Genomic DNA, 24503 nt, shown 5'->3' with positions numbered 1-24503 from the left:
AATTATTATTTCGTTTTGCGAAGAAAAGGAGTACAATGAGAGAAAAAAGGAGGGGCATAAAGTGGAGAGAAAGAAGCTATGGTTGATCTATGGCATGCTGACGCTAGCAACAGCCACATGGGGAAGTGCTTTTATTGCAGGGAAATTTGCGATTGAAAGCTTTGAACCAGCGACAATTGCTTTTTTGCGATTTTTAGGAGCAGCTATTTTATTATTTCCAATTATGTGGTTTTTCGAGAAAAATAGACCAAAACCAACTATTAAGGATTGGGGGATGTTTGCTTTATTAGGCCTGACAGGGATTGCAATCTATAATATTTGTTTCTTCTTGGCCAGCAAGCATGCGCCAGTGATTAAAAGCTCTTTGTTTATAGCGGCAAATCCGATGTTAATTGTTTTGTTATCTGGTCTCTTTCTAAAAGAAGTGATCACTAAAAAGCAGATCATTGGGTTATTCCTTGCATTAACTGGCGTTGTCTTGATTGTGACGGAGGGGAATGCGGGTGTAATCACTCAATTTCAATTTGAAATGATTGATCTTGTTTTATTAGGAGCTGTGATTACTTGGGCTCTATACAGTGTTTTAGGCAGAGTAGTTCTGAAAAAATACAGTCCGATCGTCTCCACGACGTATGCAGTAGCTTTTGGCACCGTCTTTTTATTACCATTCTCGTTAGTTGAACAGCCTTGGAATGCCATAGGCACGGCCACACCGGCAGCGTGGCTTTCGATTGCTCATATGAGTGTTTTGGTTACGGTTGTCAGCTTTATCCTATACTATTACGGTATTCAACAAATTGGGGCAGCAAGGGCTTCGATCTTTATTAATGTGATGCCGTTGTCAGCAGTAATCATGGCGACAATCTTCTTAGGCGAAACGTTCACCGCTTCTTCGATGATTGGAGCATTATTTGTTTTAAGCGGCGTGTATGTTGGAACCTATGTGCATAAAAAAAGGATAAAACGTTTGAGGCATGCAAGTTAGTGTCATTAGTGTTAAAATGTGTGCCATAAGAACGAGGTGAATGTATGTTACGGGAACAATGGACAAAAGAACAAATTGAGCAATGGCTAAAGTCAGTGGACCTGGGTGAGCAAACATTTCAGGAAGCAACGGCTTTGCAGCTTATCAACCAGCTTGAGGCAAATTCTACTATAGGTGAAACAAATAAGATTCGTGGAGAGCTCTATGCAAGGCTTGCTGTAGAAAGAGAAAGCCGAGTACACTCTTTAAATGATCATTTGTTACATGAATGGATCAATAAGGCTCTCAAATCAGATCACTCAAATGAAAAAGCTCACTCTGTAAGGTTGAAACTAATCGTAGAGCAATGCAGACACTTGCCGATCCCATCTAAATTCCCGCCCATTAGGGAAACAGACCATGGCAGCGCTAAGAAAAAGACGGCAGAGCTGTATTACGATATAGCTCTAGAGTTCGGCAGACTAGATGAGCAGATGAAAACGTATTTTACACAAGCAGAAGACTCACTTCAATATGCTGATAACGAGGAGTACGGTGAAGTGATCCGTTCGCTTCAGCGCATTTACGACTTATTTGTAGAACCTTTTGAAATGATTGAAGCAGCAACGAGGGAATATGCAAACTCTTTAACAGGTATTTATTATTCAGCAGCACAGTTCAGTCAAATCCACCAAGCGGTAAAACAAATTGAACAGACTAAAAAAGAGTGGGAAGAGCAATTAGATCAAGCGGCCGCTTCAAAAGGCGATACTGAATTAAGTGCTCTTGAAGAGCTTGATTCAATGATCGGACTTCATGATGTAAAAAAAAGAATTGCTAAACTGTATCAATTTTTGCATTATCAAAAAGCACGTAAAGAGCAAGGGTTTCGCTTTAAAGATGAATTAAGCTTACATATGATATTGACTGGAAACCCAGGTACAGGTAAGACTCGTTTAGCAAGATTGATTGCAAAAATTTATTATGAGCTTGGTCTGCTAGAACGGCCTGAAGTATATGAAGTAGACCGCTCTCAGCTTGTCGGAGGATATGTTGGTCAAACAGAGGAGCAGACCACTCAAGCAATTGAACGAGCTTTAGGCGGTGTTCTTTTTATTGATGAAGCTTATAGTTTAAAGCGCCAAGGACAATCAACTCAAGATTATGGTCAAGCGGCCATTGATACCTTGGTCTCAGCGATGACGAGCGGGAAGTATCAAGGCAAATTCGCTGTCATTTTAGCTGGATATCCAGAAGAAATGAGAAACTTTCTTCGTGCAAACCCGGGGCTTAGAAGCCGCTTTCCCGAGCAAAATCATGTGCAGATTGAAAATTATTCTACAGATGAATTAATCGAGATGGCCAAGAATGTGGCAGTTGAAAATGATTTTGTGATAACAGAAGAAGCCATTATGGCCTTAAAAGAGCGAATCGAAAAACAACAAGTAGACGAATCCTTTGGAAACGGACGCACTGTAAAAAACATTGTATTAGATGCAATCTTTCAAAAAGGAGCATCTGTTCAATTAGATAAGGTGGAGTCGAATGATTTTCTTCTCTTAGAAGCAGGAGATTTCAAATCAGAAGTCTCTTCCAAAACAAATGAAGAAAACGATCCGCTCGAACAATTAAATGAACTCATTGGCCTAACAGAAGCAAAAAAAACGATTGAACGTCTCACTTCATTTGTTAAAGTACAGCAGTTAAGAAGGGAGCATCACTTAGAAGTCAAACCTATTGGGCTGCATGCGGTCTTTACCGGAAACCCTGGAACAGGAAAAACGACGGTCGCAAGAATTTATGCTAAAGCACTTCATCAGCTTGGACTTCTTAAAAGAGGGCATATGGTCGAAGTGAGCCGTGCTGACCTTGTTGCAGGTTATGTGGGGCAGACGGCTATCAAGACGAGAGAAAAGATTGTCGATGCCCTAGGCGGTGTCTTATTTATTGATGAAGCCTACTCATTGCTTGGCAAAGGAGAAAATGACTTCGGTGCAGAAGCTCTTGCGACTCTCGTTCAAGAGATGACTGTGCACGATGAAAATTTGGTTGTAGTCATGGCGGGCTATAAAACGGAGATGCAAAAATTACTAGAAGTGAACCCCGGACTGCGTTCACGTTTTAAAAATGAAGTAGAGTTTAGTGATTATACGGTAAGCGAGCTAAAAGAGATCTTATTAAAACGAGCACATCTTCATGGATATCAATTTAATCAAGAGGCGATGAATTCCCTTTCTGAGCTCATCCCTAAAGAAGGACATCCAGGCAACGGCCGTTTTGTTGCAGGGTTACTCGAATCCTTAATACAAGCACAAGCAACGCGATTAGCAGCAGAGAGACAAGCACATATAGATAAAGACATGCTTACAACGATCACGAAAGAAGATATGTTGTTCCTGCAAAAAATGGAGGGGTAGAAATCATGTTCATTTCTGAAACAAAAGTAGAAGTCCGTTATGCTGAAACAGATCAAATGGGTATTGTTCATCATTCCAATTATGTCGTGTGGTTTGAATTAGGGCGTACCCATCTAATAAAAGAAATAGGCTTTAATTATGCCGAGATGGAAGCAGAAGGAATTCTTTCGCCGGTCACTGATATTCAAGTGTCATATAAACACCCGGCGACATACGGGGAAGAAGTAATTGTTAAAACCTGGGTTGAGCGTTACGATGGAATTAGGGTGGCCTATGGCTATGAAGTAATAAACAGCAAGGGGCAGATATGTGTGACTGGTGAAAGTTCACATTGCTGCGTAAAGAAAGATACATTTAGACCGATTTCTATTAAAAAGCAATTGCCAGAGTGGCATGAGGTTTACGAAAAAATAAAAAAATAATTTCATCGTATGAAATGATGCGGAACTTCCATACTAAAAGAGGTACCACATCTTACTCATACGGAGGGATTACCTATGGCAAAGCCAGATAACCGTGCAGATAATGTTGAAAAGCTACAACAGATGAAAGAAAACACACAGCACAATATTGAAGCTGCTGAGGAGTCTATGGCAAATACGGATATGACTGCAGAACAAAAACAGCAGATCAAACAAAAGAATGCGAATCGTCAAGAAAGCATCGAATCATTCGAATCTGAAATCCAAGACGAATCCCAAGCAAGAGAAAACGGGTACCAACAGTAATAGATAAAAAGCAAGGCACAGCGCCTTGCTTTTTTTTGTGTGTATGAATCCCCCTTATTTTACCGCATGCCAGAACAGTCGTCTCAGCTTTTCGTGTCTAGCTGCGACTCCTTGTCCTGCGGGTAAAAACGGTGAATCGAACGAAGCAAAAAGCGCTTCTAATCGCTTCTCCTAATTTTACCGCATGCCAGGACAGTCGCCTCCGCTTTTCGTTTTTTTTCGGCAGTAAAACTAGACGAATTGTTACAAGATCTCTCAAAGGGAGGAGTGTGGGTTTTGTAGAATTCTTTAGCAAGAAAATAAACTTAGTGAGGATGATGGGTATGAGTTATCAGAATGAAATGAACTGGAAGAAATTTTCCTATGTTGTGAAGCAGATGCAGTCTGATAATCCAAGGGTCCGTGAAATGGCTGTCCAATCTTTAGACCGCATGGTGGACACTGAAGTATCTGGTATTAATCTAGAAGTGAAAAGTTCTCAGACTAAGTCGCCGCAAAAAGATAAACAAGATGTGATGCATAAAATTAGATTGCTTCAAAAAGATAAGGAAAAGAAGCAGCAACGAAGAAAAAAATGGTTTGCTGTGCTATGATAAGGAAAAATGATGAAGAGGTGCGTTGAATTTGGCTTTTGGGATTACAAGGACTGAACTTCGTGAGTGGAAAGATCGTGCAAAACAAAATGAAATATCCTTCCTCACTCACTTTTGGATCGATGATCGTTTTCCGGGATGTACGTCTGTTACCAAAGTCGCTTGTGCTGATATTGAAAAGTTAGTAAGCTGGGGTAGGAATTATGGCTTGAAGCGTGAGTGGCTTCATTGGCATGATGACTACCCTCATTTTGATTTGCTCGGGGAAACTCAATATCGCATTCTAAAACAAGAGGGATTGCTGTCACAGCTATCTCGTTTTCGTGTTTTAGACAAACTTTAAGTTTGAGTTCTTGGTATAATAGGAATACTTATACAAACTGATCATTTAGAGGAGGGCTAATTATGACAACAACACAACAGCAAATTCAAGAGGAACTATATACAAGACCTTCTATTGACCCGAAAAAGGAAGTCAGAACAAGAGTGGACTTCTTAAAGGATTATTTATTGAAAACAGGTACAAAAGGGTACGTGTTAGGGATTTCTGGTGGTCAAGATTCCAGCTTAGCTGGTAAATTGGCACAAATCGCTGTTGATGAATTAAATGATGAAAAAGGTGGTTCGTATCAATTTATTGCTGTTAGACTCCCATATGGCATCCAGCATGATGAAGATGATGCCCAGCTTGCCTTAGAATTCATTAAGCCAAGTGTGATCAAAACGGTAAATATTAAAGCAGCAGTCGATGCAAGCGAGGCTGCATTTAACCAAGCAACAGGAGAAGAAATGTCTGACTTCCATAAAGGGAATACAAAGGCACGTGAGAGAATGAAAGTACAATTTGACTTAGCTGCTCATTATGGCTGCTTAGTAATCGGTACTGATCATGCTGCAGAGGCGATTACTGGGTTCTTTACAAAATACGGAGACGGCGCCTGTGATATTGCTCCTTTATTTGGATTAAATAAACGACAAGGCAAAGACTTGTTAAGAGTTCTTGAAGCTGATGAGCGTTTATACTTAAAAGTGCCTACGGCCGATTTAGAAGATGATAAACCTGGCATTCCTGATGAAGTGGCACTTGGAATGACGTATGAAAATTTAGATGATTACTTAGAGGGCAAGGAAGTAGATTCAGATATAAAAAGAAGAATCGAACAGCGTTACAAATTAACAGAACATAAGCGTCAGCTGCCTGTAACGATCTATGACGAGTGGTGGAAATAAAAAAGGAAGTTAGTCATGAACCTTTTCACTCCATCATATGGTCTAAATAGACAAATAATATGAAATGAATAAACAGATTGAAATGATTAGGATCAAGGAGAGGAAAAGCTTGATGAAAGGAAAAGTTGTTTTATTATCAGCTTTATTAATTTTGCTTGTTTTAGTAGGGGGATACGCTTTTAGCAGCCAGCCCGCTTCTTCTAGTTTAGATGACCAAGAGAGCATGGGTAAAGTGGAAAGAGGCGAGCAGACCCAAGAGATTAACGGGTTAAAAATGACGGTTAACAATGTCCGCACAGAAGAATCAGAACAAGAAGGAATGCACAATGTCATCATTGACATTACTCTTGAAAATGCAAGTTCTACAGTTCAAGAATTTTCATTGTTTAAGATGAGTTTAGCTGACCCAGAAGGTTATGCCTATACGCACTCTTCACGCGTAGAAACAAAAGGAATCTTGGGCGGGCAGCTTCACCCTGAACGTAAAAATCGCGGTGAAATTGCATTTGAAGTACCTGTGCATGAAGAATATGAGATGATTTATACAGACCATCTTAGAACGGGCCAAGTAACATGGCCGATCACATTAGACCAATAGGGTAGATAAGTAAAGGAGAGTTCCGTAAATGAGCACCATCAAAAATAGTGATCTTCACATGCATTCCACTGCTTCAGACGGAAATTACACTCCAAAAGATTTGATGGATAAATGCAAGGAGGCGGGGCTTGAAATAGTAGCACTCACCGACCATGATACTGTTCAGGGGGTAGAGGCCGCTATCGAAGCCGGACAAGCACTTGGACTGGCGGTTATTCCTGGAATTGAACTTTCTACAAAGATTCATGGCAAAAGTGTACATATTCTTGGCTATGGCATTGATTATACCAACAATAACTTGAAAAGTTTTTTAGCTACGCAGCAGCAGTATCGCAGTGAGCGTTTAGATGAGATGATTGCTAAGCTTTCAAGAATTGGTATTGAGCTAAACCGTCAGCAAGTGTTAAAGCATGTAGATGGGGGAAGCATAGGCAGGCCTCATGTGGCCAAAGCGATGATTGATGCAGGATATGTAAACTCAGTAAGTGAGGCTTTTGATGAATTTTTAGCAGAAGGCAAGCCAGGGTTTGTTGAAAAACAAAAAGAAATGACTGTCAAAGAAGCAATTGAGTTCATCCATAAGTATGAGGGCGTGGCGATTGTTGCTCATCCCGATTATTACGGATTAGATGAAGAAATCGAGTCTTGGGTAATAGAATGGGGGCTAGATGGAATAGAAGCTTTCCATCGTGATCACAACCGATCAGCAGTTGAGAGATATTCAAGCTTAGCACGCTCAATTGAAGGGCGCAGTGGAAGACGGCTCTTACTCACTGGCGGCTCAGATTTCCATGACGAGGAATATGGAAGGGTCCCAGAGCCACTCGGTGTGACAAGGCTTGAAAACCGTTATGCAGAAGCATTATTAGAACGTATAGAAGAGAGCGGCTCATGAGAATGAGCCGCTTTTTATGAAGAAGTTTCCTTTTTACCTGAAATTTCGATTCCGGCTAATGCTTGGTTGGCCAGCTGGTCTGCTTCTTTGTTTTCTTTGCGGTCAATTTGTATAAATTCACATGTAAGCTTAAGTTTTTGTTTCAGTTCGTCTATTTTATTTAGCCAAAGGTTATAATGATCTTCATAACTCGGCCATTCTCCCGATGCTTGATTCACTGCAACTTGCGAGTCAGAATAAAATGTAATCGTTTGATGCCTGACTTCTTCCTCTTCTAACATTTGAAGCGCTAAATGCATGGCTGCAAGCTCTGCTTCATTGTTATCAGCTATATATTCAATTTGTTCATTTCTTCTAATACGCCAATTTTTTTTGTGCTGGGTAAAATAAATGACAATCCCCAAGCCTGCTAATTTGCTTTTTTTATCAAAGCCGCCGTCTACATAGATCCTTACATCTTGTGGTTCTGTCTCGTGGATTTTTGATAGCTTGATTAACTCTTTTTTTGTCCAGCTCCGGTCATCTTCATCATAATATTCAATGGATTTTAATCGTCCACTCTTCTCTAAATCATCAGAAAGGAGCAATACCTCTTTAAGCAGCATAAACTCTGATTTCATAAAGTATGTCATTTTACCTTTAGGAAGCTGGTAATACCATTCGATTCTTATTTTCATTTTCAACCCTCCGAACGATTGATTAACGTTGAATTTTATGATAATTTAAAACAATCTACTAAATTCAGTTTAACAGTTTAATGTAGTGACGGATATATTTACATATATTTATTAGTAAAGGAGCCCTAATGTTATGCCTATTAAGATCCCAGATCACTTACCTGCAAAAGAAGTATTAAATAGCGAAAATATTTTCGTCATGGATGAAAGCCGTGCCTACTCACAAGATATTAGACCACTTAAGATCATTATATTAAATTTGATGCCCATTAAAGAAACAACTGAAACACAATTGCTGCGCTTACTTGGTAATACCCCGCTGCAAGTCGATGTTTCCTTTCTATATCCTGATACTCATGTCTCTAAAAATACACCACATGAACATTTACAATCCTTTTATAAAACGTTTGAAGAAATTGAATCCAAAAAGTTCGATGGAATGATCATAACTGGCGCCCCGATTGAAAAGCTTGATTTTGAACAAGTTGACTATTGGGATGAATTAAAGCGTATTATGGATTGGAGTGTCAAAAATGTGACGTCCACTCTTCATATATGCTGGGGAGCTCAAGCTGGCTTGTATCATCATTACGGTGTTAGAAAATATAAACTAGATCAAAAAATATTTGGTGTTTTTACTCACAGCATTGAACAGCCTAATGTTAAATTGCTGCGAGGGTTTGATGATGAATTTTTAGCCCCGCATTCTAGACATACAGATATTAGACTGGAAGACCTAGAAGATGTTTCTGAACTTGATGTATTAAGTGTCTCAGAGGATGCAGGTGTGTATTTAGTTGCTGCTAAAAATGGCAAGCAAATCTTTGTCACAGGTCATTCAGAATATGATACTTGTACGCTTGAAGAAGAGTACCGCCGTGATCTTGAAAGAGGATTAGACATCTCCTTGCCAGAGAATTACTTTCCGGATAACAACTCTGAAGCTAAGCCTAAGCTCAAATGGCGTGCTCATTCTAACTTATTATTTTCAAATTGGCTTAATTACTATGTGTACCAAGAAACGCCATATGATTTAAGTGAAGAATAAACGGGAAAGTGTGGATTTGAAAAACCTACAGCATCGCTGCAGGTTTTTCTTTATGCTCATGATTGGCTTGATTATTCTCATTGCACCACTCTATAAAATACTTCACAAATTGCGGGTCCCATTGCGTTCCTGATCCTTCTTTAAGGATCTGCAAAGCCTTTTTTTGACTCATTCCAAGACGGTAAGGACGGTCTGATGTCATGGCATCAAATGCATCAGCAACGGCAAGAATTTTACCAAATAGAGGGATTTGGTCACCCATTAACCTGTCAGGATAACCACCGCCATCTATCCTTTCATGATAAGAGCGAACTCCAGGTATTAGTTTTTCCATTAAATCTGCTGGCTGAATCGTTCGGAGGATTTCTTCACCTAAAACAGGATGAAGCTGAATTGCTTTAAACTCTTCTTCTGTTAATCTCCCTTCTTTAAGCAGGACATCATCAGGGACCCCAATTTTCCCTATGTCATGAAGCAGTCCTGTTTTTCTCAAGGTCTGAAGCTGTTCTTTTGTTAATCCCGCCTTTTTTCCAATTTCAACCGCATACTCAGCAACACGGACTGAGTGCCCTGCTGTATAGGAATCACGCGCATCAAGTGTAGTTGCTAATGTCTCAAAAAAACTTTCATACAATTGATTATTAATGACCTCACGCGTTTTTAGTCCTTTCACCATATGATTAAATCCATTAATGGTTTGTGAGAATTCATCGGAATAATACTCTGCTGCACGTACATCAAAGTTGCCTTCTTGAACTTTTTTCATCTTATCATGGAGATGATTTAGTGGTTCGGCAACAATCGAAAATAATAACCTCGCACCATACAAGGAAAGTCCGCAGCCGACAAGCAAAACAAGGAGAGACCATACCCAATACACTTCTATTAACAGCGCTTCACCTTGGCTGAGTCTCATTTGTGTCGCTAAACTAAATAATAGAAGAGGGAAAGCTCCGAATAATAAAGCACTTAATTGGAATTTTGTTTTTAAAGAAATGATTTTCTTTCCTTCTAAAGTGAGCTTTTTTTGATAAAGATGTAACGACTTTTTCTGTATATGCTCAAGGATCGGAATGATCGCAGTTGATGTATGGTAGTACTCTATCATCGCATGCATACCGGCAATTAATACCGCGCACACTATTCCATATAATATGTATGCATAAGGTATATGCACAAGCTCTATTCGTATAAAGAAAATGGTAAGGATAACTGCCGGTATACTTAAACCAAATAAATGAGGCCCGAGTATCCGGTATCCAGTTAATTTAGGAAATTGATGAGCTTGATAATAAGCAGTTTTTAACTCTTCATAAGACGGCGCTTCAGCCATGCAGACATTTTTAATTGGTTTGGCATGACGTTTAAAAAAGAACCATTCCACACTCATCATGCACAAAATGGAACTGAAGACAATTATTGTGAGTGGCAGGAGGTCTCTTGGTTCAAGTGCTAACGTGGTAGGGATTAATACAACTCCTACACCTATGACTGCTATGAATGACCCAAAAAGGTAATATAAAGCTAAGTTTTTAACAAATTGTTGGTACGTTAACAAAAACGGATCCCCCTTTAATCATCCTAAAACCTAAGGGTCTTTTTACCTACTATATTACGGTTAAATGGTTGGATAAACAATACAAAGATGACAAAAATGAGAGGTATAGTCATGAAAAAAGAACATTCTTTGAAATCTATTGTGTATTTAATGGGGACGGATGTGTATTATGAACGCTATCAATCCAAAAAAACTAAACGAGGCACGCTGGTTTTCATTCATGGTTTTGTGTCATCGAGCTATAGCTTCAGATATTTAATCCCTTTTTTACAAAAACACTATGACATCATCTGTGTAGACCTTCCAGGATTTGGACGAAGCGGGAAGCAGCGAACGTTTTGTTATTCATTTCAGGGTTACGCTGATTTAGTGATTGCCCTGCTTGAATTGCTAAAAGTGGAGAACATTACAATTATTGGCCATTCAATGGGAGGACAAGTTGCATTATATATAGCCAAAACGAGACCGAATTTAATTTCCTCCATCATTTTATTATCAAGCTCAGGTTATTTAAAGAGAGTGAAAAAACGATTTATTTATGCTTCATATATTCCTTTTGCTAAGCATGCAATGAAATGGTGGATAGGGAAGAGAAATGTACAGAAAATGTTTACTCAGGTGGTGCATAACGAAAAGACAATAACCAAAGAAGCAATTGAGGAATACAGTCTGCCCTTAACAGACCCATCTTTTTGTGATGGGTTAATTGGCTTAATGCGCCAGCGTGAGGGAGACCTTGATAAAAAGGACCTTCAACACATTATGCAGCCTTGTTTAATACTGTGGGGAGATGAAGACACGATTATTCCTTCGAGAATTGGCAAGCGCTTATCGGAAGACCTCCCTTGTGCAGAATTTTATTGTTTTAGAAAGACAGGACACTTATTGTCGGAAGAAAAACCAGAGGAAGTTGCAGATAAAATGCTTTCTTTTTTACGCAAAAATCAGAAGGCTTAATGCGCTGCTAACGCCTTTCTCATTATATGCTATAATAATAGTTGATGAGCGGTATTGGGGGTAGAGGAATGGATCCATTAGATGTCATGATGAATAAAGAGAAGATAAAACCGTATTTCCAAGCCATTGTTAGTGCTGATAAACAGCTCGTTGTAGGATATGAGGTGCTGACGCGTTTTGAAGGTGAAAATGGAGCGGAAAGCCTTGGCTGGTTCTTTCAAGATAAGTCGATCCCTGATGAATACAGGCTTGAGATTGAAGACCATGTACAAAGGCTTGCGCTAACTAAATATATGGAAGAAGCTCAGACAAGCATTTTATTTTTAAATAATGACATAGATATCGTGTTAAAGGACGATGGGGAAAATTTATTAAATCGAATAATGCCTTTTATTAATCAAGGCTTGCCAGCAGATCGAATTGCTATAGAGTTTAAGGAGTCGCAGATCCTTGATAAAGTGGAAGAGGGGAAGCATCTTTTAACGTATCTTCAAAGCCTGGGTATCCGGATTGCCATAGATAACGTGGGGCAATCTAATGGGAATTTGGAGCGCCTTGCGATGGTGAGTCCTAATATTGTGAAAGTTGATACGAGTTTTCTTGAGAATAATTCACTGCCTCATCTTTATCGAGACGTTCACCATTCATTAACAATGCTTTCAAGAAAAATAGGAGCAACTCTGTTATTTGAAGGCATATCAACGTTTAACCAACTAAATTATGCTTGGAGAAATGGCGGCAGATATTATCAGGGCTACTATATGCAAATGCCAAAGGCTGATTTTATTGAAGAGGATTCTTGCAAAGAACGGATACAAAAAGAATTCCACCATTTTATTACCTTTGAAAGAAAGAAAATGCAAGCGCAGCTTAGTTTAACAAATGAACTGAGCGTGAAAATTAAGCAAGCAATTAAACGTATTCAAGCAGAAGATACATATGATGAGATAATAACAAAGATTGCAGAAGATTGCAGAGAGTATGCATTTAGGATCTATATATGTGATCAAGAAGGCTTTCAATTATCTTCAAATATTGAAAAGGATGAAACAGATCAATGGACGCTGAGGAGTGAGGGCAGATATAAAAACTGGAGCTGGCGCCCGTATTTTCTAGAGAATATTGTCAGAATGAATGTTGAAAAACGAGGTATTCTATCTGACTTATACACCGATATTGAACGGGAAGAGCATATTCGAACGTATTCATACCCAATTGCTGAAGAAGCATTTGTTTTTGTTGATATACCGTATACGTATTTATTTGACCAAGATGAATTACTGTAAAAGGTAAAAAGAGGGCATTTGTCCTCTTTTTTGTTTTTCTTGAAAAAGAAGGTTTATTCTATCTGTATACAGGTTATAGTTTTCTAACATTGGAGAATATACTCTCCCATTTTAAAGGAGGACTATGTACATGCCACTAGAAAAAGAACTCCAGAAATTAAGGGATAAACAATGCGCGGAAGGTTGTCTTACAATTTATTTAAATACGGATCAATCCAGTGTCGACCAGAAAAAAGGAGAATGGAAAATCCGCCTTAAAAATGGCCTAAATAAAATAGAGGAGTATATTCAGGCAAGTAATGAAAGTGAGCTTCAATCATTTAAAAAATTGAAGAAAATAGCTTCAAAAGAAATTCCAGACATGCAAACTTCACTGTCGCGCAGTCTTATTTTTTTAGGGTCTGCTGATGGCGAATGGGAAATAAAAAAATTAAATGTGCCGGTTGAAAACGAATTCAGATGGGAGAATAAGCCAGCAATTGAACAGCTAGAGAAGATTCAACGTGACTATCCAAAAGTAGGCGTATTAGTAATTCAAAAATTAGATGTGTTTGTCATTGAGACGAGCTTAGGCGAAGTAGATAGGGAATTTGCTTACAGCTGGGACATTGAAGATGAAGATTGGAAAGAATATGAAGGAATCGCATCAGCTGACAGGACAGCTTCTGGTGCTACACATAAAGATCAATATGACCAACGCTTTGATGCGAATCAACAGAGATGGTTTAAACAGCTGGCCCAAGATATTCAGAAAAAGGCAAAAGACGCAGGATGGCAGGAGATATACGTGTCAGGTTCTAATGAAGCGGCCGGAGAGTTTGAAAAGCACCTCACTTTCCGAGAGGTGACAGTCATTCCTAAAAACTTCACAAAAATAAAAGGGCATGAAATTGTCAGTGAAGTGTTAGCATCTTAATGTCAGGATCAAGTATTTTATTAAACGAAGGTAAATCAACTGGCGAAATCTTTTAAAGGAGTTGTTTCTGATGAAAGAATTTAGTGTTGTACCGAATAAAGATAGTTCTGCATGGATGGTTAAAGTAGAAGACGTATCCCCCGTCCATTCTTATAACAATAAAATGGAAGCCATTGAAAAGGCGAAAGAATTAGCTAAGGAAGACCAGCCTAGTAAAATATCTTTATATGATGGGAATCATGAATTAGAAGAAGTGATAACAGTATAGTGATTACAGTGTAAGTTAAGCAAAATATTGATATATCATAAGCAGCCTCTCATTTAGAGGCTGCTTTTTAGACTGGATAAATACTGAATATAGTGATATTTAATATATGCCTAGTCTTTTAAGTGTAATAGGAGTATTCTTAGTAGTGGATGTTTTATTGGAAAGCAGGTAAGGAGAGGTTTGAATGGAGTATCGTTCCGTGTACCGCTTGATGGCCTATTTGTTTTTTGCTTATTCTACGATGACGATTGTGATGAGCTATATTCCCTTATATTTTCAGGCTGATGGCTTATCTGGCAATGAAGTAGGAATATTAATGGCAATAGGTCCTTTTGCGACGATTATTGCTCAACCTTTTTGGGGGTTTATGAGTGATAAATATAAAACGATTAAAAGAATGATCGTTATAAGTGCCATTGGCGTCGTAATAGCCGCTGCAGGGTTTATGCTGATGGGGCAATTTTATGGCTATCTAATAATGATGTTTGTACTCTTTCTCTTTTTATCACCGTTGACGGCATTGGGAGATAGTTTGTCTCAAAAAACGGCTACTTTAAAAGGAGTCAGTTTTGGACGGATTCGGATGTGGGGGTCGCTAGGGTTTGCTACTACTTCGTTATTAACCGGCTATGTGCTGACAACTATTGGGGTAGAACGTGTGATGATCCCAATGATTATAATGGCGGTATTAGCACTCGTTATGGCGCTTACAATCGAGGATGTTAAAGGGACAAATAAGCCAGTAACGATCATTAGTGCACTGAAAATCGGTTTAAATAAAAAGCTGATGTTCTTTCTTTTATGTGTCGTTTTTATCTCAATTACTCATAGAGCAAATGACAGTTATCTAGGATTGTATATTGTTGGTCTTGGAGGAGCAGAATCTTTGATCGGCTGGGCTTGGTTTGTCGGTGTATCAGCTGAAGCGCTTGTTTTTGCAACGAGTCCTTTATGGTTTAGAAAGTTTAATCCCTTAAGCTTTATTGTGATTGCTGGCTTCATTTACAGCATTAGATGGGTATTGATGGGAATGATTACTTCACCTTGGATGGTTCTGCCGCTGCAGTTAACTCATGGAATTTCATTTGGGATGTTTTATATTGCCGCATTCCAATATGTAAATAAATTAATCCCTGAGCATCTTCAAGCAACAGGGCATGTCTTATTTATTACAACATTCTTTGGTTTATCCGGCATCTTCGGTTCGCTTTTTGGGGGCTGGATGATTGATGGATTTGGCCTTAAGGCGCTATATTTCTGTTTAGGTGTTAGTGCTATAATCGGAGTAGCGGGATTGATGATTTTTAACCAGAAAACGAAAGTGAATTCATCAGCAGCTTAATAACAACTTATTAAACAACTCATTAAACAATTCATTATACAAATCATTATGGGTTGTTTTTTGTATTTTACAAGCTCGTGATAATCAGATAAACTGATAAGAACTTTAATGGCAGCAGGAGGTAGTAAAAAGTGAACATCGTATTAACTGATACATCAAGAGAGTATTTAAAGTCTCTAGAATTAGCAAAAAAAGCAGTTCGAATTGTTGCACGAGATACATATGAATGAAGCACGATGATAGAGTTTTACCTCGCTCTGGATGAGCGAGGCTTAGAGGATACTTTTGTTATTGTAGATAACGTTCCTTTTATTTATGATCATAAAGCTCTAGATGAAATTGGATCATATTTAAAGGTTGACTTTATTGGTTCACAAGGGTTGAAGTTAATCAATTCGAACCAAACATTAGCGTATGGGTTAAGGTTAAAAGGGTTGTAAATTACTTTTTAACAAAAAATGCACTGACTTGTTTAACAAGAGGGGATACTTGTTTGACGATTGGTGAGACTTGCTGGACCGTCTTAACGACTTGATCCACGGTTTGAAACGTCCTTCCGACATCAAAATTACCATCTTCCCCAGTAAAAGCCGACTTAATTAAAGAAGGCTTTTTGCTGTTAAACGATTGTTGTTGTTGTTGTTGTTGTTGTTGTTTTGGGTATTGGTTTAAAGAGCTTTGATAAGGCAGTTGTTGATTAAATCCCCGTTTTTTTGCCATCGGGGGCTGCTGCATGTAGCCCATTTGACGACGTTGCGGGTGATGCGGCGTATGTTGATATGGATGCGGCTGGCTGTAGTGGTTCCAATGAGGATGATTCATCATTTGGATTTCCTCCTTATTGAATATCTATTCGTTCTGACCTTAAGGGAACGGTAATAATGAGCAGCCCATTTTTATATCTAGCATGGATCTCAGATTCTGTTGGATGAAACCCTAGTGGAATAAAACGTTCCCGAATTCGGTGTGTTTCAGAGCGTCTCCGAATCTGATTATGATCGTTTGTTACATCTATGATTTCATTTTCCTGAACTTTTATATGAATGCCTTGGTTATACACATCAATCGTAATTTGCTTACGATCAACTCCCGGAAGCTCAGCTTCAATCTTTAACTCAGATGTTCCCCTGCTAAATCGAATAGGGATCGTGGGTGTAAATAAAGGGTGATCAACTAACCGGTCATGAGTTTGTTGAAAAAAATCGTCAATTGATTTTAATATGTCCTGATAGCCTTGAGGGAGCTTTCTGGACCATGATTCTTTCTCAGACACTGAAAATCCCTCCAATTATGCAATTGTTTTTCTGTATTATATCTATGTCATGCCTTTGTAAAAGGTGAGTAAATGTCTAGGGGGGATGACCTTGAAAATTATCGATACACATTGTGATGCTCTGCTTAAATTATGGGAAAATCATGATCGAACATTTCTTGATGATCCGGAGATTGAGGCAAATGCCAGCCGCTTATTGGCTGGAGGTGTGGAAGCTCAGTTATTTGCTATATTTGTTGAACCCTTTATTAATAGTGATCAAAAATTTCAGGCAGCGCTTGAACAAGCAGATCTTTTTCATCAAAAAGTAATGAAAACAAGCGGTATGAAATGGATTAAACGTTGGTCTGAATTGGATGAACTAAAAAGTGACGAAGTTGGAGCGGTGTTAACTCTTGAGGGGCTTGATCCAATTGGAGATGACTTAACCAAACTTAGAACGTTGTATCAGCTAGGGGTATTATCAGTTGGGCTGACTTGGAATCAAGCAAATTTATGTGCAGATGGAGTAGGTGAACCTCGCGGAGCTGGGCTGACCCTTTTAGGACGTGAGGTTGTAAAGATGAATAATGAGCATAATGTACTTACAGATGTTTCTCACTTAAGTGTAAAAGGATTTTGGGATGTGATGGAGCTAGCTCGATATCCAATTGCCAGCCACTCTAATGCTTACAGCTTATGTGATCATCCTAGAAATTTAAATGATGACCAAATTAAAGCTTTGATTGAAAAAGACGGCTATATCGGCGTTGTCTTTCATCCCTTATTTACAACCGGCAGAGACACTGCTGAGATAGCAGATCTGCTTACTCATATTGACTATTTATGCAGCCTAGGTGCAGCAGGTCATATCGGTTTTGGATCTGACTTTGATGGAATTAATGTATATATCAATCAATTAGAGCACTCGGGTAAGTTTCCTGCATTAATTGAAGAGCTGTTAAAGTATTACCCAGAAGATATGGTTAAAGGATTTGCAAGCGAGAACTTTAAGCGAATTGTACCTAAAGGGTAATTTTCTTTTAATCATTATAAAGAGATGAAAAAATATAGGGGATAGAGTATACTAGGCTACGAAGTGAGGTGAATCTAATGAACATTACTGATAGTGCAAAAGCATTCTTAGAAGAAACGATGCAAGAACACGGATTAAAAACGATTCGCGTGGTTTTTGCAGGCATGGGCTGAGGAGGCCCTAAGCTTGGTCTGGCTCTGGATGAGCCGGCAGAATCTGATAAACGTGAAGTTATTAACGGTATCGATGTTGCTTTTGAAGAAGGCATTTATGATCAAGTAGCTAGTCTTACGCTTGATATGCAGGCAACTGAACAAGGCGAGGGTCTTGTGATGGTTGGCGGCGGGCAAGATTGCTGTTAATGGATTAAGCATTATGAGGTTGATCAACCTCATAATGTTTTTTTGTTTAGGAGGAAATGAATTACATAATTTTTTACCTTCTAATGTTTGTCCATTTCAATTCCCTGAAATATCAAGGTTTAATAAAGCCTTGCTTTCACAAACTTTCCTAAAAATGATCGTTTTTTATAGGTGAATAGCTTGAGAAGAATGCATCTGGTATGTAGTGGTGATTGAATTATGTTACAATCATCACATGCTTTAAGATAAGAAAGGGGTTTATGTATGAAAAAGAAACTAGGACTAGGTATGGCAGCTATTGCACTAGCTGTTACACTAGCAGCGTGTGGAGACAACGAAGAGACAGAAGTCGAAACAGATGAGACAGAAACTGAAGAAACAGCAGAACATCCAGAAACAGAAGCTCCAAGTGAGTTTTCTTTAGATACTGAGGATATTCCTGAAGTTGTTGCTACAGTAAACGGCGAAGACATCGAGAGAGATGATTATGTACGTGCTGTTGAATCTCAAGCAATGATGTATACTCAGTTTGGGATTGACTTTAACGATGAAGAAGGACAAGCAATGCTTGAAGAAGTAAAAGATGGTGTGCTGCAAGGGTTAATTGAGGACCGACTTCTCATTCAAGCTTCAGAAGATGTTGAAGTAACAGATGAAGAGATCGACCAAGAGCTTGAGATGGCAATGGCTCAATCACAAATCGAATCCCAAGAGCAGCTTGAAGAACTTTTAGCTGAACAGGGCTTTACAGTTGAAGATCTTCGTGAAGACTTTGAAAAGCAATTAAGAGTTCAAAAATTCATTGAAGAACAAACAGAAGCTCCAGAGGTTTCTGAAGAAGAAATCCAATCAGCGTATGACCAGCAAGTAGAAATGGCAGAACAAAGCGGTGCGGAAGAAATTCCTTCATTTGAAGAGCAGCGTGATTCAATTGAAGCTGAGTTAATTCAAGAAGCAAGAATGGCTCAACGCGATCAAATTGTTGCTGAATTACAAGAACAAAGTGATATTGAAACAAACGTATAATAAAGTAAGCCTGCGATATAATCGCAGGCTTTTTTAATAAAAAAGTTGCCGGATCATTCTTTTATCCTATACACTAACAGTATAGAAGTCTCATAGAGATGGTATAGGTACATAACAGTTGCCTCGGAAGGTGGAGGGTGTATGAACGATCAGACAGATATTTTATTAGATAGCGGCACCAATGAATTAGAAGTAGTGATGTTTGAAGTTGCAAACGGGACTTTTGGGATTAATGTCTTGAAAGTAAGAGAGATTATTAATCCTCTTCCTATTACGTTAACGCCTAATGCTCATAAGCATGTAGAAGGAGTGATCCGCCTGAGACAAGAGGTCATTCCAGTGGTTGACCTAGCTAAGGTGTTAAACCTTCCTGCTTCAGACGATCCCACGCAAGATAAATTTATTGTCGCTGAATTAAATAAGATGAAGGTAGCTTTTCATGTCCACAGTGTATCAAGAATACATCGTATATCATGGGAACAAATTGAAAAACCAAGTGAGCTATCCTTGAATGCCGAAAGTCATACAATCGGTATTGTTAAACTTGAAGAAGAGATGTCTTTGCTGCTTGATTTTGAAAAGATCGTAGTAGATATTAATCCAAAAACGGGATTAAGTGTTGAGCAAATTAAGAAGCTCGGCCAAAGAGAACGTTCAGAAAAAAGGATTATGATTGCAGAGGACTCTGCTATTTTAAGAAAACTCTTATCTGATACACTCAAAGAAGCAGGGTATGAAAAGCTCTCTTTCTATGAAAACGGCCGCCAAGCGTGGGATGTTCTTGAAGAATATAAACAAAGTGATGGTGATCTTCCTGTCGATTTAGTCATTACCGATATTGAAATGCCGCAAATGGATGGACACCATCTAACTCGGCGCATTAAACAGGACCCAGTCTTAAAGCAGCTTCCTGTTCTTATTTTCTCTTCTTTAATTACGAGTGATCTTCATCATAAAGGTGAGAAAGTAGGAGCAGATAAACAAATAAGTAAGCCTGAGATCGTAGAGCTTGTTCAAACGATTGATACGTTTGTAAAATAACCCTCTCACCGTTTTGCCTCCTTTGCATAAGATACAGCATCTTAGCAAAAAAGAGGCGATAAGATGGCTGCTAAAAAGAAATCATCAAAGGCAAAGCACGCTCCTAAGAAAACCCCTAGTGAAAAATATGCGTTTACACAAAAAATGGTCACTTCAGAAACCTGTATCAAATGCAGCACGCCATGTGCAAGAGGCATGGCCTATGTTGAAAAAATGAAGGAGCCTGGCGCAGTAGGTAAGGGGGTTCCGTGTCATTTAACAAAAGGAAAAGGATTTAAATAACGTGAAGCAAACAGCTTCACGTTATTTTTTTTGTTTAAAATCATTGAGCAGCTGTGATTTTTGAGCTTCCGAAAGAGCTCCCATTTTCGTAAGTAAATAGGCATATTGGACAATCCTTTTTTTATAGCTCATCTTTATCATCTCCTTATGGATTTCATTTTTCTTTACTACAATATATTCAACAAGCAGCAAAAAAGTTTCTCCTGGGAAACTTTTTAGGCGGATTTAGCCGCTTGCTGAAAAGATAGACAAGGCTCCTTGTTTCTTGTTACACTACATGAAATACATATACGCATTTTGAGTAGGAGTGAGGCAGTTGGACATCCAAATTACAAAGCCGGCACTAGCTTGGTTTAAAGAAGAATTTCAATTACAGGGAGAGGGAGAATATATCCGGTTTTTTGCAAGATATGGAGGGTGCGGTAATATTCAAAGCGGGTTCTCACTTGGGATCAGCCAAGATCCCCCGGTTAAAATTGGTACAAAGGCAGAAGTAGACGGTATTATTTTCTATATTGAAGAAAAGGACTTATGGTATTTTAAAAACCTCGATCTTAAAGTGAAATACAGCCGCAAATTTGATGAAATTGAATTTGTGTATGAAGAGCAAACGTAACTAGAAAACCAGCACCTGAGTGCTGGTTTTTAGTTTAGTCTGGTTTCCTTGTCATAATGTCTAGTAAATGTTCTTCAAAATGTGTGTTATCCATATTTGTTGCCACTTTGTGAATTGGAGCAGGGGGCAGTGTTTCATAAGGGCGCATGTCAGCACTTGTTAGTCCGCGCGCAATTCCAGCCTCATTTTGGATATAGATTAAATAGTTTTTAAGTGTAAACCAATCTGGATTCGTCAGGGCAATCATCGGTATTAAATCATGCACGGGACTACCTTCAATATCCGGAATTTGACTCTGATAAAACGAATAATAAAAATCAAGAATCGGATACAAAATGTTTTCGCAGCCTACAACGTCTAATTGTTCAGCAAGCTCTGGAGTAATATAAATATGATCGGTTATATTAAGTGGAAATAAGGTAATGTTTTTTGCGAATTTCATAACAATGAGTGCTGCAGTGGGGTCACCATAAATGTTTGCCTCAGCCACAGGTGTGACATTTCCTGGAACAAAAAAAGCTCCGCCCATTATGTGGTAATTAGTAATTCTTTTCATTAAATTAGGGTATAGAAGAAATAACATTCCTAGTGAAGTCAAACGGCCGAGTGTGACAATCGTTAATTCATCCCCGTATTTTTCTAATAATTGGATGAGATCGCAAAAGTTTTCACGAAGGGTCTCATCCGTATCTGGAGGTGTAAAAGGGCCGAGGCCAAAATCGCCGTGAATGGTCGGGTGTGCGACAGGCTCTTCTCCGCTTAAAGCGCGCTCAGCCCCGCTAAATACAGGCACATCTGTTTTTCCAAGTAAAGATAGCAAGTATTGGACATTACGAACAGCGAACCGTCTGTTAGTATTTCCGTATTCAGCCACGATTCCAACCACTTCAATTTCTGGATTTTGAAAGGCGTAGATTAGGGCGATTGTATCATCAATTCCGGGATCACAAAATACGAGTATCTTTTTCATAGTTATCACCAACATTTGGTATTTATAACATGTTTATGCAAATGCCTAATGCAGGGACACAAAAAATCTTCCCATATGATGGGAAGATCCTTTTAGCAAATATTAGACAGGCATAATCCATACAATTTGCTGAATACGGACAAAGAAAGTAGAATTGCTCGATTCAATGACTACATGATCTGGCAGCACATTTGCGACTGTACCCCTTACATTCCCTCGAGTTGTTTCTATGACAACTTCACTTCCTGTCACAGATTGAAGGGTTTGAACCACATAAGGGTCCACAGAACTGATCATTTGAGGTACTTGATGGTCATTTTGATTATTCATAGTCGTGCGCCTCCTCTAATTTTATATCAATCTCATCCTATGCATTTACCTAATATATGTGTTCGCTTTGTAAGACTTCTTCAAAAAAAGGTAGGCCGCTGAAATGCTGGGAAACATCGGAGGTAAGAGTAAGCTCGCCGTTCCTGAAACATACTTCGCTTTTCGCATGGAGCTGGTGAGCTTCCTCGGGCTAAAGCCCTGTGGGATCTCACCCCTGCTCTAGTCCACACAGGAGTCTACGTATCGTTCATCCGCTGGGTTATTGCTTTATGTAATTAATTAGAGGAGTGATATATTAATGACTTAGTTCAAATTACAACTTCGAGTCTTCGTTTGCTTAAATCACTTAACAACAAACAACTACGATGAGGGAGCAATATACAAAATCCTTCCTCCGTTGATTGGAGCGGAAGGCACCGACTCCTGCGGGATGTGTGTGGCCAGGGGAGATCCCACAGGAGCGTAGCGACGAGGAAGCTCCCGGACCGCCCGCGGAAAGCGTGTGCCTGCAGCGGAAATCAACAACTACTGTAGGAGGTATTTTCGCAGTAGCCTCTAAAAAGGACATGAGAAGGTGATTAGATGAAAATGGGATATGCCTGCCAAAACTTAACATTGCCTACTACTTTTCGGACATGCCGGCTTATAACGATGGAAAAAGAAGGTATGGAGAAAATCAAAGAATTAACTTTATCGAACATTGAAATGTTAAAGAAAGTCATTACATGGAATATTGAACAAAATATTTACTTCTTTAGAGTAAGCAGTGATATGATTCCCTTTGCCACTCATCCCAAAATGACTTGGCGATGGCAAGAAGATACGGACCTGCGGGAGAAATTAGATGAAATTCATCAATTACAGCAAGCACATGATCTTCGTCTTTCTATGCATCCTGGACAATATACGGTCTTAAATTCACCTAAAGAGCATGTCGTACAGAATGCGATAAAAGATTTAGAGTATCACGCAGATTTTCTGCATTTTATCGGAGGAAGTGATATGATTTTGCATACTGGAGGGGCTTATGGAGATAAGGAAAAGGCAAAACAGACGTTTATTAAAGCCTATCATGACTTATCTGAAAACGTTCGTACGTATCTGAGGTTAGAAAATGATGATAAAACTTTTCACACGGCAGATGTATTAGCTATATCGAAAGAGTGCGGAGTACCCATTTGCTTTGATATTCATCATGAGCTGTGCTTTGAGCGCGCTATGCCAGAACTAGAAAGGCTCATTGAAGAAGTCATTCAGACCTGGGAGCATATATTATTAGTTCCAAAAATGCACTTAAGTTCAGGTAAGAGAAGCATGAAGGACCCAGCTCATGCAGACTTTATCAGACCGGAAGATTTTAAGAGGTTAATCGTTCTTACGGAACCGTATGAAGTGGATATTATGCTAGAAGCAAAAGCCAAGGAAAAAGCTCTGCTGCAATTATGGGAAGAGGTAAGTGAGCATGAATGAGGCAGTAATAATCGTCTATGTGCTATACTACTAAAACAAATCATAAAGAGAGGTGCAGCTATGTCTAATATAAGAGAGAAAGCCATGTTTGCTGGGGGATGTTTTTGGTGTATGGTACAGCCTTTTGACGAACAGCCAGGAATTGAAGATGTATTATCAGGGTATAGCGGGGGAGAGATCAATCACCCTACATATGAACAAGTGAAAACAGGTGAATCAGGTCATTATGAAGTGGTTCAGATCACATATGACCCCGAACAATTTTCTTATGAAAAGCTGCTATCTTTATACTGGCCTCAAATAGATCCAACTGATGACGGAGGGCAGTTTCAAGATCGAGGTTCTCAATACCGTACAGCGATTTTTTACTATACCGAAAAGCAGCGCGAATTAGCACTGAAATCAAAAAAAGAAATCGAAGAAAGCGGCAGATTTAATAAACCGATTGTAACTAAGATACTCCCTGCAAAGGAATTTTATTTAGCTGAAGAAAAGCATCAAAAGTTTTATAAAACACATAAAGAAGAATATAAACAGGATCGCAAGCAATCTGGCCGGGATGAATTTATAGAAGCAAACTGGAAGAAATAATGAGACGACCCTCGCTTTTACAGCGGGGGTTTTTTAATAAATGTGTAATT

The 24503-nt window shown here is 39.0% G+C and carries 30 protein-coding genes; 24 read left to right on the top strand and 6 right to left on the bottom strand.

The features are described from left to right. The first annotated feature begins 61 nt into the window (after positions 1-61). The 9 genes from BPOF4_RS11005 to BPOF4_RS10965 all read left to right on the top strand — a co-directional run bounded on the left by BPOF4_RS11005 (position 62) and on the right by BPOF4_RS10965 (position 7425). The gene (locus BPOF4_RS11005) at positions 62-985 is read left to right on the top strand and encodes a DMT family transporter (RefSeq protein WP_012959245.1); all 924 of its coding nucleotides are present in this window, start codon (positions 62-64) and stop codon (positions 983-985) included. A 44-nt stretch (positions 986-1029) separates the two neighbouring features. Next, positions 1030-3381: an AAA family ATPase gene (locus tag BPOF4_RS11000; RefSeq protein ID WP_012959244.1), complete on the top strand. Its 2352-nt coding sequence runs from the start codon at positions 1030-1032 to the stop codon at positions 3379-3381. 5 nt (positions 3382-3386) lie between these two features. Further along, positions 3387-3803, top strand: a complete 417-nt coding sequence (locus BPOF4_RS10995) for an acyl-CoA thioesterase (RefSeq protein ID WP_012959243.1) — start codon at positions 3387-3389, stop codon at positions 3801-3803. Between the two features lie 75 nt (positions 3804-3878). Continuing rightward, the gene (tlp, locus tag BPOF4_RS10990; protein ID WP_012959242.1) at positions 3879-4109 is read left to right on the top strand and encodes a small acid-soluble spore protein Tlp; all 231 of its coding nucleotides are present in this window, start codon (positions 3879-3881) and stop codon (positions 4107-4109) included. 323 nt (positions 4110-4432) lie between these two features. Beyond that, on the top strand, positions 4433-4702 hold the full coding sequence (locus tag BPOF4_RS10985; protein WP_148229522.1) for a hypothetical protein: 270 nt from the start codon (positions 4433-4435) through the stop codon (positions 4700-4702). A gap of 31 nt (positions 4703-4733) precedes the next feature. Further along, on the top strand, positions 4734-5045 hold the full coding sequence (locus BPOF4_RS10980) for a hypothetical protein (protein ID WP_012959240.1): 312 nt from the start codon (positions 4734-4736) through the stop codon (positions 5043-5045). A 62-nt stretch (positions 5046-5107) separates the two neighbouring features. Continuing rightward, positions 5108-5932 carry an ammonia-dependent NAD(+) synthetase gene (nadE, locus tag BPOF4_RS10975; RefSeq protein WP_012959239.1) on the top strand — a complete coding sequence of 275 codons (825 nt, stop codon included), beginning with the start codon at positions 5108-5110 and terminating at the stop codon, positions 5930-5932. 112 nt (positions 5933-6044) lie between these two features. Further along, complete coding sequence (locus tag BPOF4_RS10970; protein ID WP_012959238.1) at positions 6045-6530, top strand: DUF4352 domain-containing protein; 486 nt, start codon at positions 6045-6047, stop codon at positions 6528-6530. Between the two features lie 28 nt (positions 6531-6558). Continuing rightward, positions 6559-7425, top strand: coding sequence for a PHP domain-containing protein (locus tag BPOF4_RS10965; RefSeq protein WP_012959237.1), 867 nt, complete (start codon positions 6559-6561; stop codon positions 7423-7425). 14 nt (positions 7426-7439) lie between these two features. On the opposite strand, the gene BPOF4_RS10960 is transcribed toward BPOF4_RS10965, so the two are convergent. Then, positions 7440-8102 (bottom strand): ribonuclease H family protein, encoded by a 663-nt coding sequence (locus tag BPOF4_RS10960; RefSeq protein ID WP_012959236.1) that lies wholly within the window; start codon positions 8100-8102, stop codon positions 7440-7442. Between the two features lie 133 nt (positions 8103-8235). Between BPOF4_RS10960 and metA the strand changes: the two genes are divergently transcribed. Beyond that, positions 8236-9150, top strand: coding sequence for a homoserine O-acetyltransferase MetA (metA, locus tag BPOF4_RS10955; protein ID WP_012959235.1), 915 nt, complete (start codon positions 8236-8238; stop codon positions 9148-9150). A gap of 25 nt (positions 9151-9175) precedes the next feature. On the opposite strand, the gene BPOF4_RS10950 is transcribed toward metA, so the two are convergent. Continuing rightward, a complete protein-coding gene (locus tag BPOF4_RS10950; protein ID WP_012959234.1) occupies positions 9176-10708 on the bottom strand; it encodes an HD-GYP domain-containing protein in 1533 nt (510 codons plus the stop codon). A gap of 111 nt (positions 10709-10819) precedes the next feature. Here BPOF4_RS10950 and BPOF4_RS10945 point away from each other — a divergent pair, with 111 nt between their 5' ends. The 6 genes from BPOF4_RS10945 (at position 10820) to BPOF4_RS10920 (ending at position 15917) form a co-directional block, all read left to right on the top strand. Further along, complete coding sequence (locus BPOF4_RS10945; protein WP_012959233.1) at positions 10820-11665, top strand: alpha/beta fold hydrolase; 846 nt, start codon at positions 10820-10822, stop codon at positions 11663-11665. Positions 11666-11733: 68 nt separating this feature from the next. Then, a complete protein-coding gene (locus tag BPOF4_RS10940) occupies positions 11734-12951 on the top strand; it encodes an EAL domain-containing protein (protein WP_012959232.1) in 1218 nt (405 codons plus the stop codon). A gap of 130 nt (positions 12952-13081) precedes the next feature. Beyond that, the gene (locus BPOF4_RS10935) at positions 13082-13867 is read left to right on the top strand and encodes a VLRF1 family aeRF1-type release factor (RefSeq protein WP_012959230.1); all 786 of its coding nucleotides are present in this window, start codon (positions 13082-13084) and stop codon (positions 13865-13867) included. 70 nt (positions 13868-13937) lie between these two features. Next, entirely contained in the window at positions 13938-14135 is a 198-nt protein-coding gene (locus tag BPOF4_RS10930; protein ID WP_012959229.1) for a DUF2188 domain-containing protein, read from the top strand. Positions 14136-14319: 184 nt separating this feature from the next. Beyond that, positions 14320-15477 (top strand): MFS transporter, encoded by a 1158-nt coding sequence (locus BPOF4_RS10925; RefSeq protein ID WP_012959228.1) that lies wholly within the window; start codon positions 14320-14322, stop codon positions 15475-15477. A 236-nt stretch (positions 15478-15713) separates the two neighbouring features. Continuing rightward, positions 15714-15917 (top strand): hypothetical protein, encoded by a 204-nt coding sequence (locus tag BPOF4_RS10920; protein ID WP_012959226.1) that lies wholly within the window; start codon positions 15714-15716, stop codon positions 15915-15917. 1 nt (position 15918) lies between these two features. Here the strand turns inward: BPOF4_RS10920 and BPOF4_RS10915 are convergent, their stop codons facing one another. Together BPOF4_RS10915 and BPOF4_RS10910 are read right to left on the bottom strand one after the other, a co-directional pair. After that, positions 15919-16302 (bottom strand): YppG family protein, encoded by a 384-nt coding sequence (locus BPOF4_RS10915; RefSeq protein ID WP_012959225.1) that lies wholly within the window; start codon positions 16300-16302, stop codon positions 15919-15921. Between the two features lie 13 nt (positions 16303-16315). Beyond that, positions 16316-16750 carry an Hsp20/alpha crystallin family protein gene (locus tag BPOF4_RS10910; protein WP_012959224.1) on the bottom strand — a complete coding sequence of 145 codons (435 nt, stop codon included), beginning with the start codon at positions 16748-16750 and terminating at the stop codon, positions 16316-16318. A gap of 91 nt (positions 16751-16841) precedes the next feature. Here BPOF4_RS10910 and BPOF4_RS10905 point away from each other — a divergent pair, with 91 nt between their 5' ends. From BPOF4_RS10905 to BPOF4_RS10885, 6 genes are all read left to right on the top strand, one after another. Further along, positions 16842-17765, top strand: a complete 924-nt coding sequence (locus tag BPOF4_RS10905) for a dipeptidase (protein ID WP_012959223.1) — start codon at positions 16842-16844, stop codon at positions 17763-17765. A gap of 77 nt (positions 17766-17842) precedes the next feature. Further along, positions 17843-18127: an iron-sulfur cluster assembly accessory protein gene (locus BPOF4_RS22895; RefSeq protein WP_336623224.1), complete on the top strand. Its 285-nt coding sequence runs from the start codon at positions 17843-17845 to the stop codon at positions 18125-18127. A 264-nt stretch (positions 18128-18391) separates the two neighbouring features. Next, complete coding sequence (locus BPOF4_RS10900) at positions 18392-19153, top strand: SurA N-terminal domain-containing protein (protein ID WP_012959220.1); 762 nt, start codon at positions 18392-18394, stop codon at positions 19151-19153. A 141-nt stretch (positions 19154-19294) separates the two neighbouring features. Further along, the gene (locus tag BPOF4_RS10895) at positions 19295-20194 is read left to right on the top strand and encodes a chemotaxis protein (RefSeq protein ID WP_012959219.1); all 900 of its coding nucleotides are present in this window, start codon (positions 19295-19297) and stop codon (positions 20192-20194) included. A 63-nt stretch (positions 20195-20257) separates the two neighbouring features. Continuing rightward, positions 20258-20476, top strand: a complete 219-nt coding sequence (locus BPOF4_RS10890; protein WP_012959218.1) for a hypothetical protein — start codon at positions 20258-20260, stop codon at positions 20474-20476. A 316-nt stretch (positions 20477-20792) separates the two neighbouring features. Next, positions 20793-21092 (top strand): HesB/YadR/YfhF family protein, encoded by a 300-nt coding sequence (locus BPOF4_RS10885; protein WP_012959216.1) that lies wholly within the window; start codon positions 20793-20795, stop codon positions 21090-21092. A gap of 34 nt (positions 21093-21126) precedes the next feature. Here the strand turns inward: BPOF4_RS10885 and BPOF4_RS10880 are convergent, their stop codons facing one another. Together BPOF4_RS10880 and BPOF4_RS10875 are read right to left on the bottom strand one after the other, a co-directional pair. Beyond that, a complete protein-coding gene (locus BPOF4_RS10880; RefSeq protein ID WP_012959215.1) occupies positions 21127-22062 on the bottom strand; it encodes a nucleoside hydrolase in 936 nt (311 codons plus the stop codon). 102 nt (positions 22063-22164) lie between these two features. Next, positions 22165-22392, bottom strand: a complete 228-nt coding sequence (locus tag BPOF4_RS10875) for a YuzF family protein (protein WP_012959214.1) — start codon at positions 22390-22392, stop codon at positions 22165-22167. Positions 22393-22974: 582 nt separating this feature from the next. Between BPOF4_RS10875 and uvsE the strand changes: the two genes are divergently transcribed. Beyond that, positions 22975-23862, top strand: a complete 888-nt coding sequence (gene uvsE, locus BPOF4_RS10870) for a UV DNA damage repair endonuclease UvsE (RefSeq protein ID WP_012959213.1) — start codon at positions 22975-22977, stop codon at positions 23860-23862. Between the two features lie 60 nt (positions 23863-23922). Next, positions 23923-24453, top strand: coding sequence for a peptide-methionine (S)-S-oxide reductase MsrA (gene msrA / locus BPOF4_RS10865; RefSeq protein WP_041822455.1), 531 nt, complete (start codon positions 23923-23925; stop codon positions 24451-24453). Positions 24454-24503: the final 50 nt, after the last annotated feature.

Source organism: Alkalihalophilus pseudofirmus OF4 (assembly GCF_000005825.2).
Taxonomy (GTDB): Bacteria; Bacillota; Bacilli; order Bacillales; family Bacillaceae_D; genus Alkalihalophilus; species Alkalihalophilus pseudofirmus.
The sequence above is the reverse complement of the archived record's forward strand: the minus strand, read 5'-3'. Positions and strand labels throughout refer to the sequence as shown.

Excerpts from the sequence above, each read along its gene's own strand:
- BPOF4_RS11000 (WP_012959244.1), top strand. The coding sequence starts at position 1,030 with ATGTTACGGGAACAATGGACAAAAGAACAAATTGAGCAATGGCTAAAG.
- BPOF4_RS10995 (WP_012959243.1), top strand. The coding sequence starts at position 3,387 with ATGTTCATTTCTGAAACAAAAGTAGAAGTCCGTTATGCTGAAACAGAT.
- tlp (WP_012959242.1), top strand. The coding sequence starts at position 3,879 with ATGGCAAAGCCAGATAACCGTGCAGATAATGTTGAAAAGCTACAACAG.
- BPOF4_RS10985 (WP_148229522.1), top strand. The coding sequence starts at position 4,433 with ATGAGTTATCAGAATGAAATGAACTGGAAGAAATTTTCCTATGTTGTG.
- nadE (WP_012959239.1), top strand. The coding sequence starts at position 5,108 with ATGACAACAACACAACAGCAAATTCAAGAGGAACTATATACAAGACCT.
- BPOF4_RS10970 (WP_012959238.1), top strand. The coding sequence starts at position 6,045 with ATGAAAGGAAAAGTTGTTTTATTATCAGCTTTATTAATTTTGCTTGTT.
- BPOF4_RS10965 (WP_012959237.1), top strand. The coding sequence starts at position 6,559 with ATGAGCACCATCAAAAATAGTGATCTTCACATGCATTCCACTGCTTCA.
- BPOF4_RS10960 (WP_012959236.1), bottom strand. The coding sequence starts at position 8,102 with ATGAAAATAAGAATCGAATGGTATTACCAGCTTCCTAAAGGTAAAATG.
- metA (WP_012959235.1), top strand. The coding sequence starts at position 8,236 with ATGCCTATTAAGATCCCAGATCACTTACCTGCAAAAGAAGTATTAAAT.
- BPOF4_RS10945 (WP_012959233.1), top strand. The coding sequence starts at position 10,820 with ATGAAAAAAGAACATTCTTTGAAATCTATTGTGTATTTAATGGGGACG.
- BPOF4_RS10940 (WP_012959232.1), top strand. The coding sequence starts at position 11,734 with ATGGATCCATTAGATGTCATGATGAATAAAGAGAAGATAAAACCGTAT.
- BPOF4_RS10935 (WP_012959230.1), top strand. The coding sequence starts at position 13,082 with ATGCCACTAGAAAAAGAACTCCAGAAATTAAGGGATAAACAATGCGCG.
- BPOF4_RS10930 (WP_012959229.1), top strand. The coding sequence starts at position 13,938 with ATGAAAGAATTTAGTGTTGTACCGAATAAAGATAGTTCTGCATGGATG.
- BPOF4_RS10925 (WP_012959228.1), top strand. The coding sequence starts at position 14,320 with ATGGAGTATCGTTCCGTGTACCGCTTGATGGCCTATTTGTTTTTTGCT.
- BPOF4_RS10920 (WP_012959226.1), top strand. The coding sequence starts at position 15,714 with ATGATAGAGTTTTACCTCGCTCTGGATGAGCGAGGCTTAGAGGATACT.
- BPOF4_RS10915 (WP_012959225.1), bottom strand. The coding sequence starts at position 16,302 with ATGATGAATCATCCTCATTGGAACCACTACAGCCAGCCGCATCCATAT.
- BPOF4_RS10900 (WP_012959220.1), top strand. The coding sequence starts at position 18,392 with ATGAAAAAGAAACTAGGACTAGGTATGGCAGCTATTGCACTAGCTGTT.
- BPOF4_RS10895 (WP_012959219.1), top strand. The coding sequence starts at position 19,295 with ATGAACGATCAGACAGATATTTTATTAGATAGCGGCACCAATGAATTA.
- BPOF4_RS10890 (WP_012959218.1), top strand. The coding sequence starts at position 20,258 with ATGGCTGCTAAAAAGAAATCATCAAAGGCAAAGCACGCTCCTAAGAAA.
- BPOF4_RS10880 (WP_012959215.1), bottom strand. The coding sequence starts at position 22,062 with ATGAAAAAGATACTCGTATTTTGTGATCCCGGAATTGATGATACAATC.
- BPOF4_RS10875 (WP_012959214.1), bottom strand. The coding sequence starts at position 22,392 with ATGAATAATCAAAATGACCATCAAGTACCTCAAATGATCAGTTCTGTG.
- uvsE (WP_012959213.1), top strand. The coding sequence starts at position 22,975 with ATGAAAATGGGATATGCCTGCCAAAACTTAACATTGCCTACTACTTTT.
- msrA (WP_041822455.1), top strand. The coding sequence starts at position 23,923 with ATGTCTAATATAAGAGAGAAAGCCATGTTTGCTGGGGGATGTTTTTGG.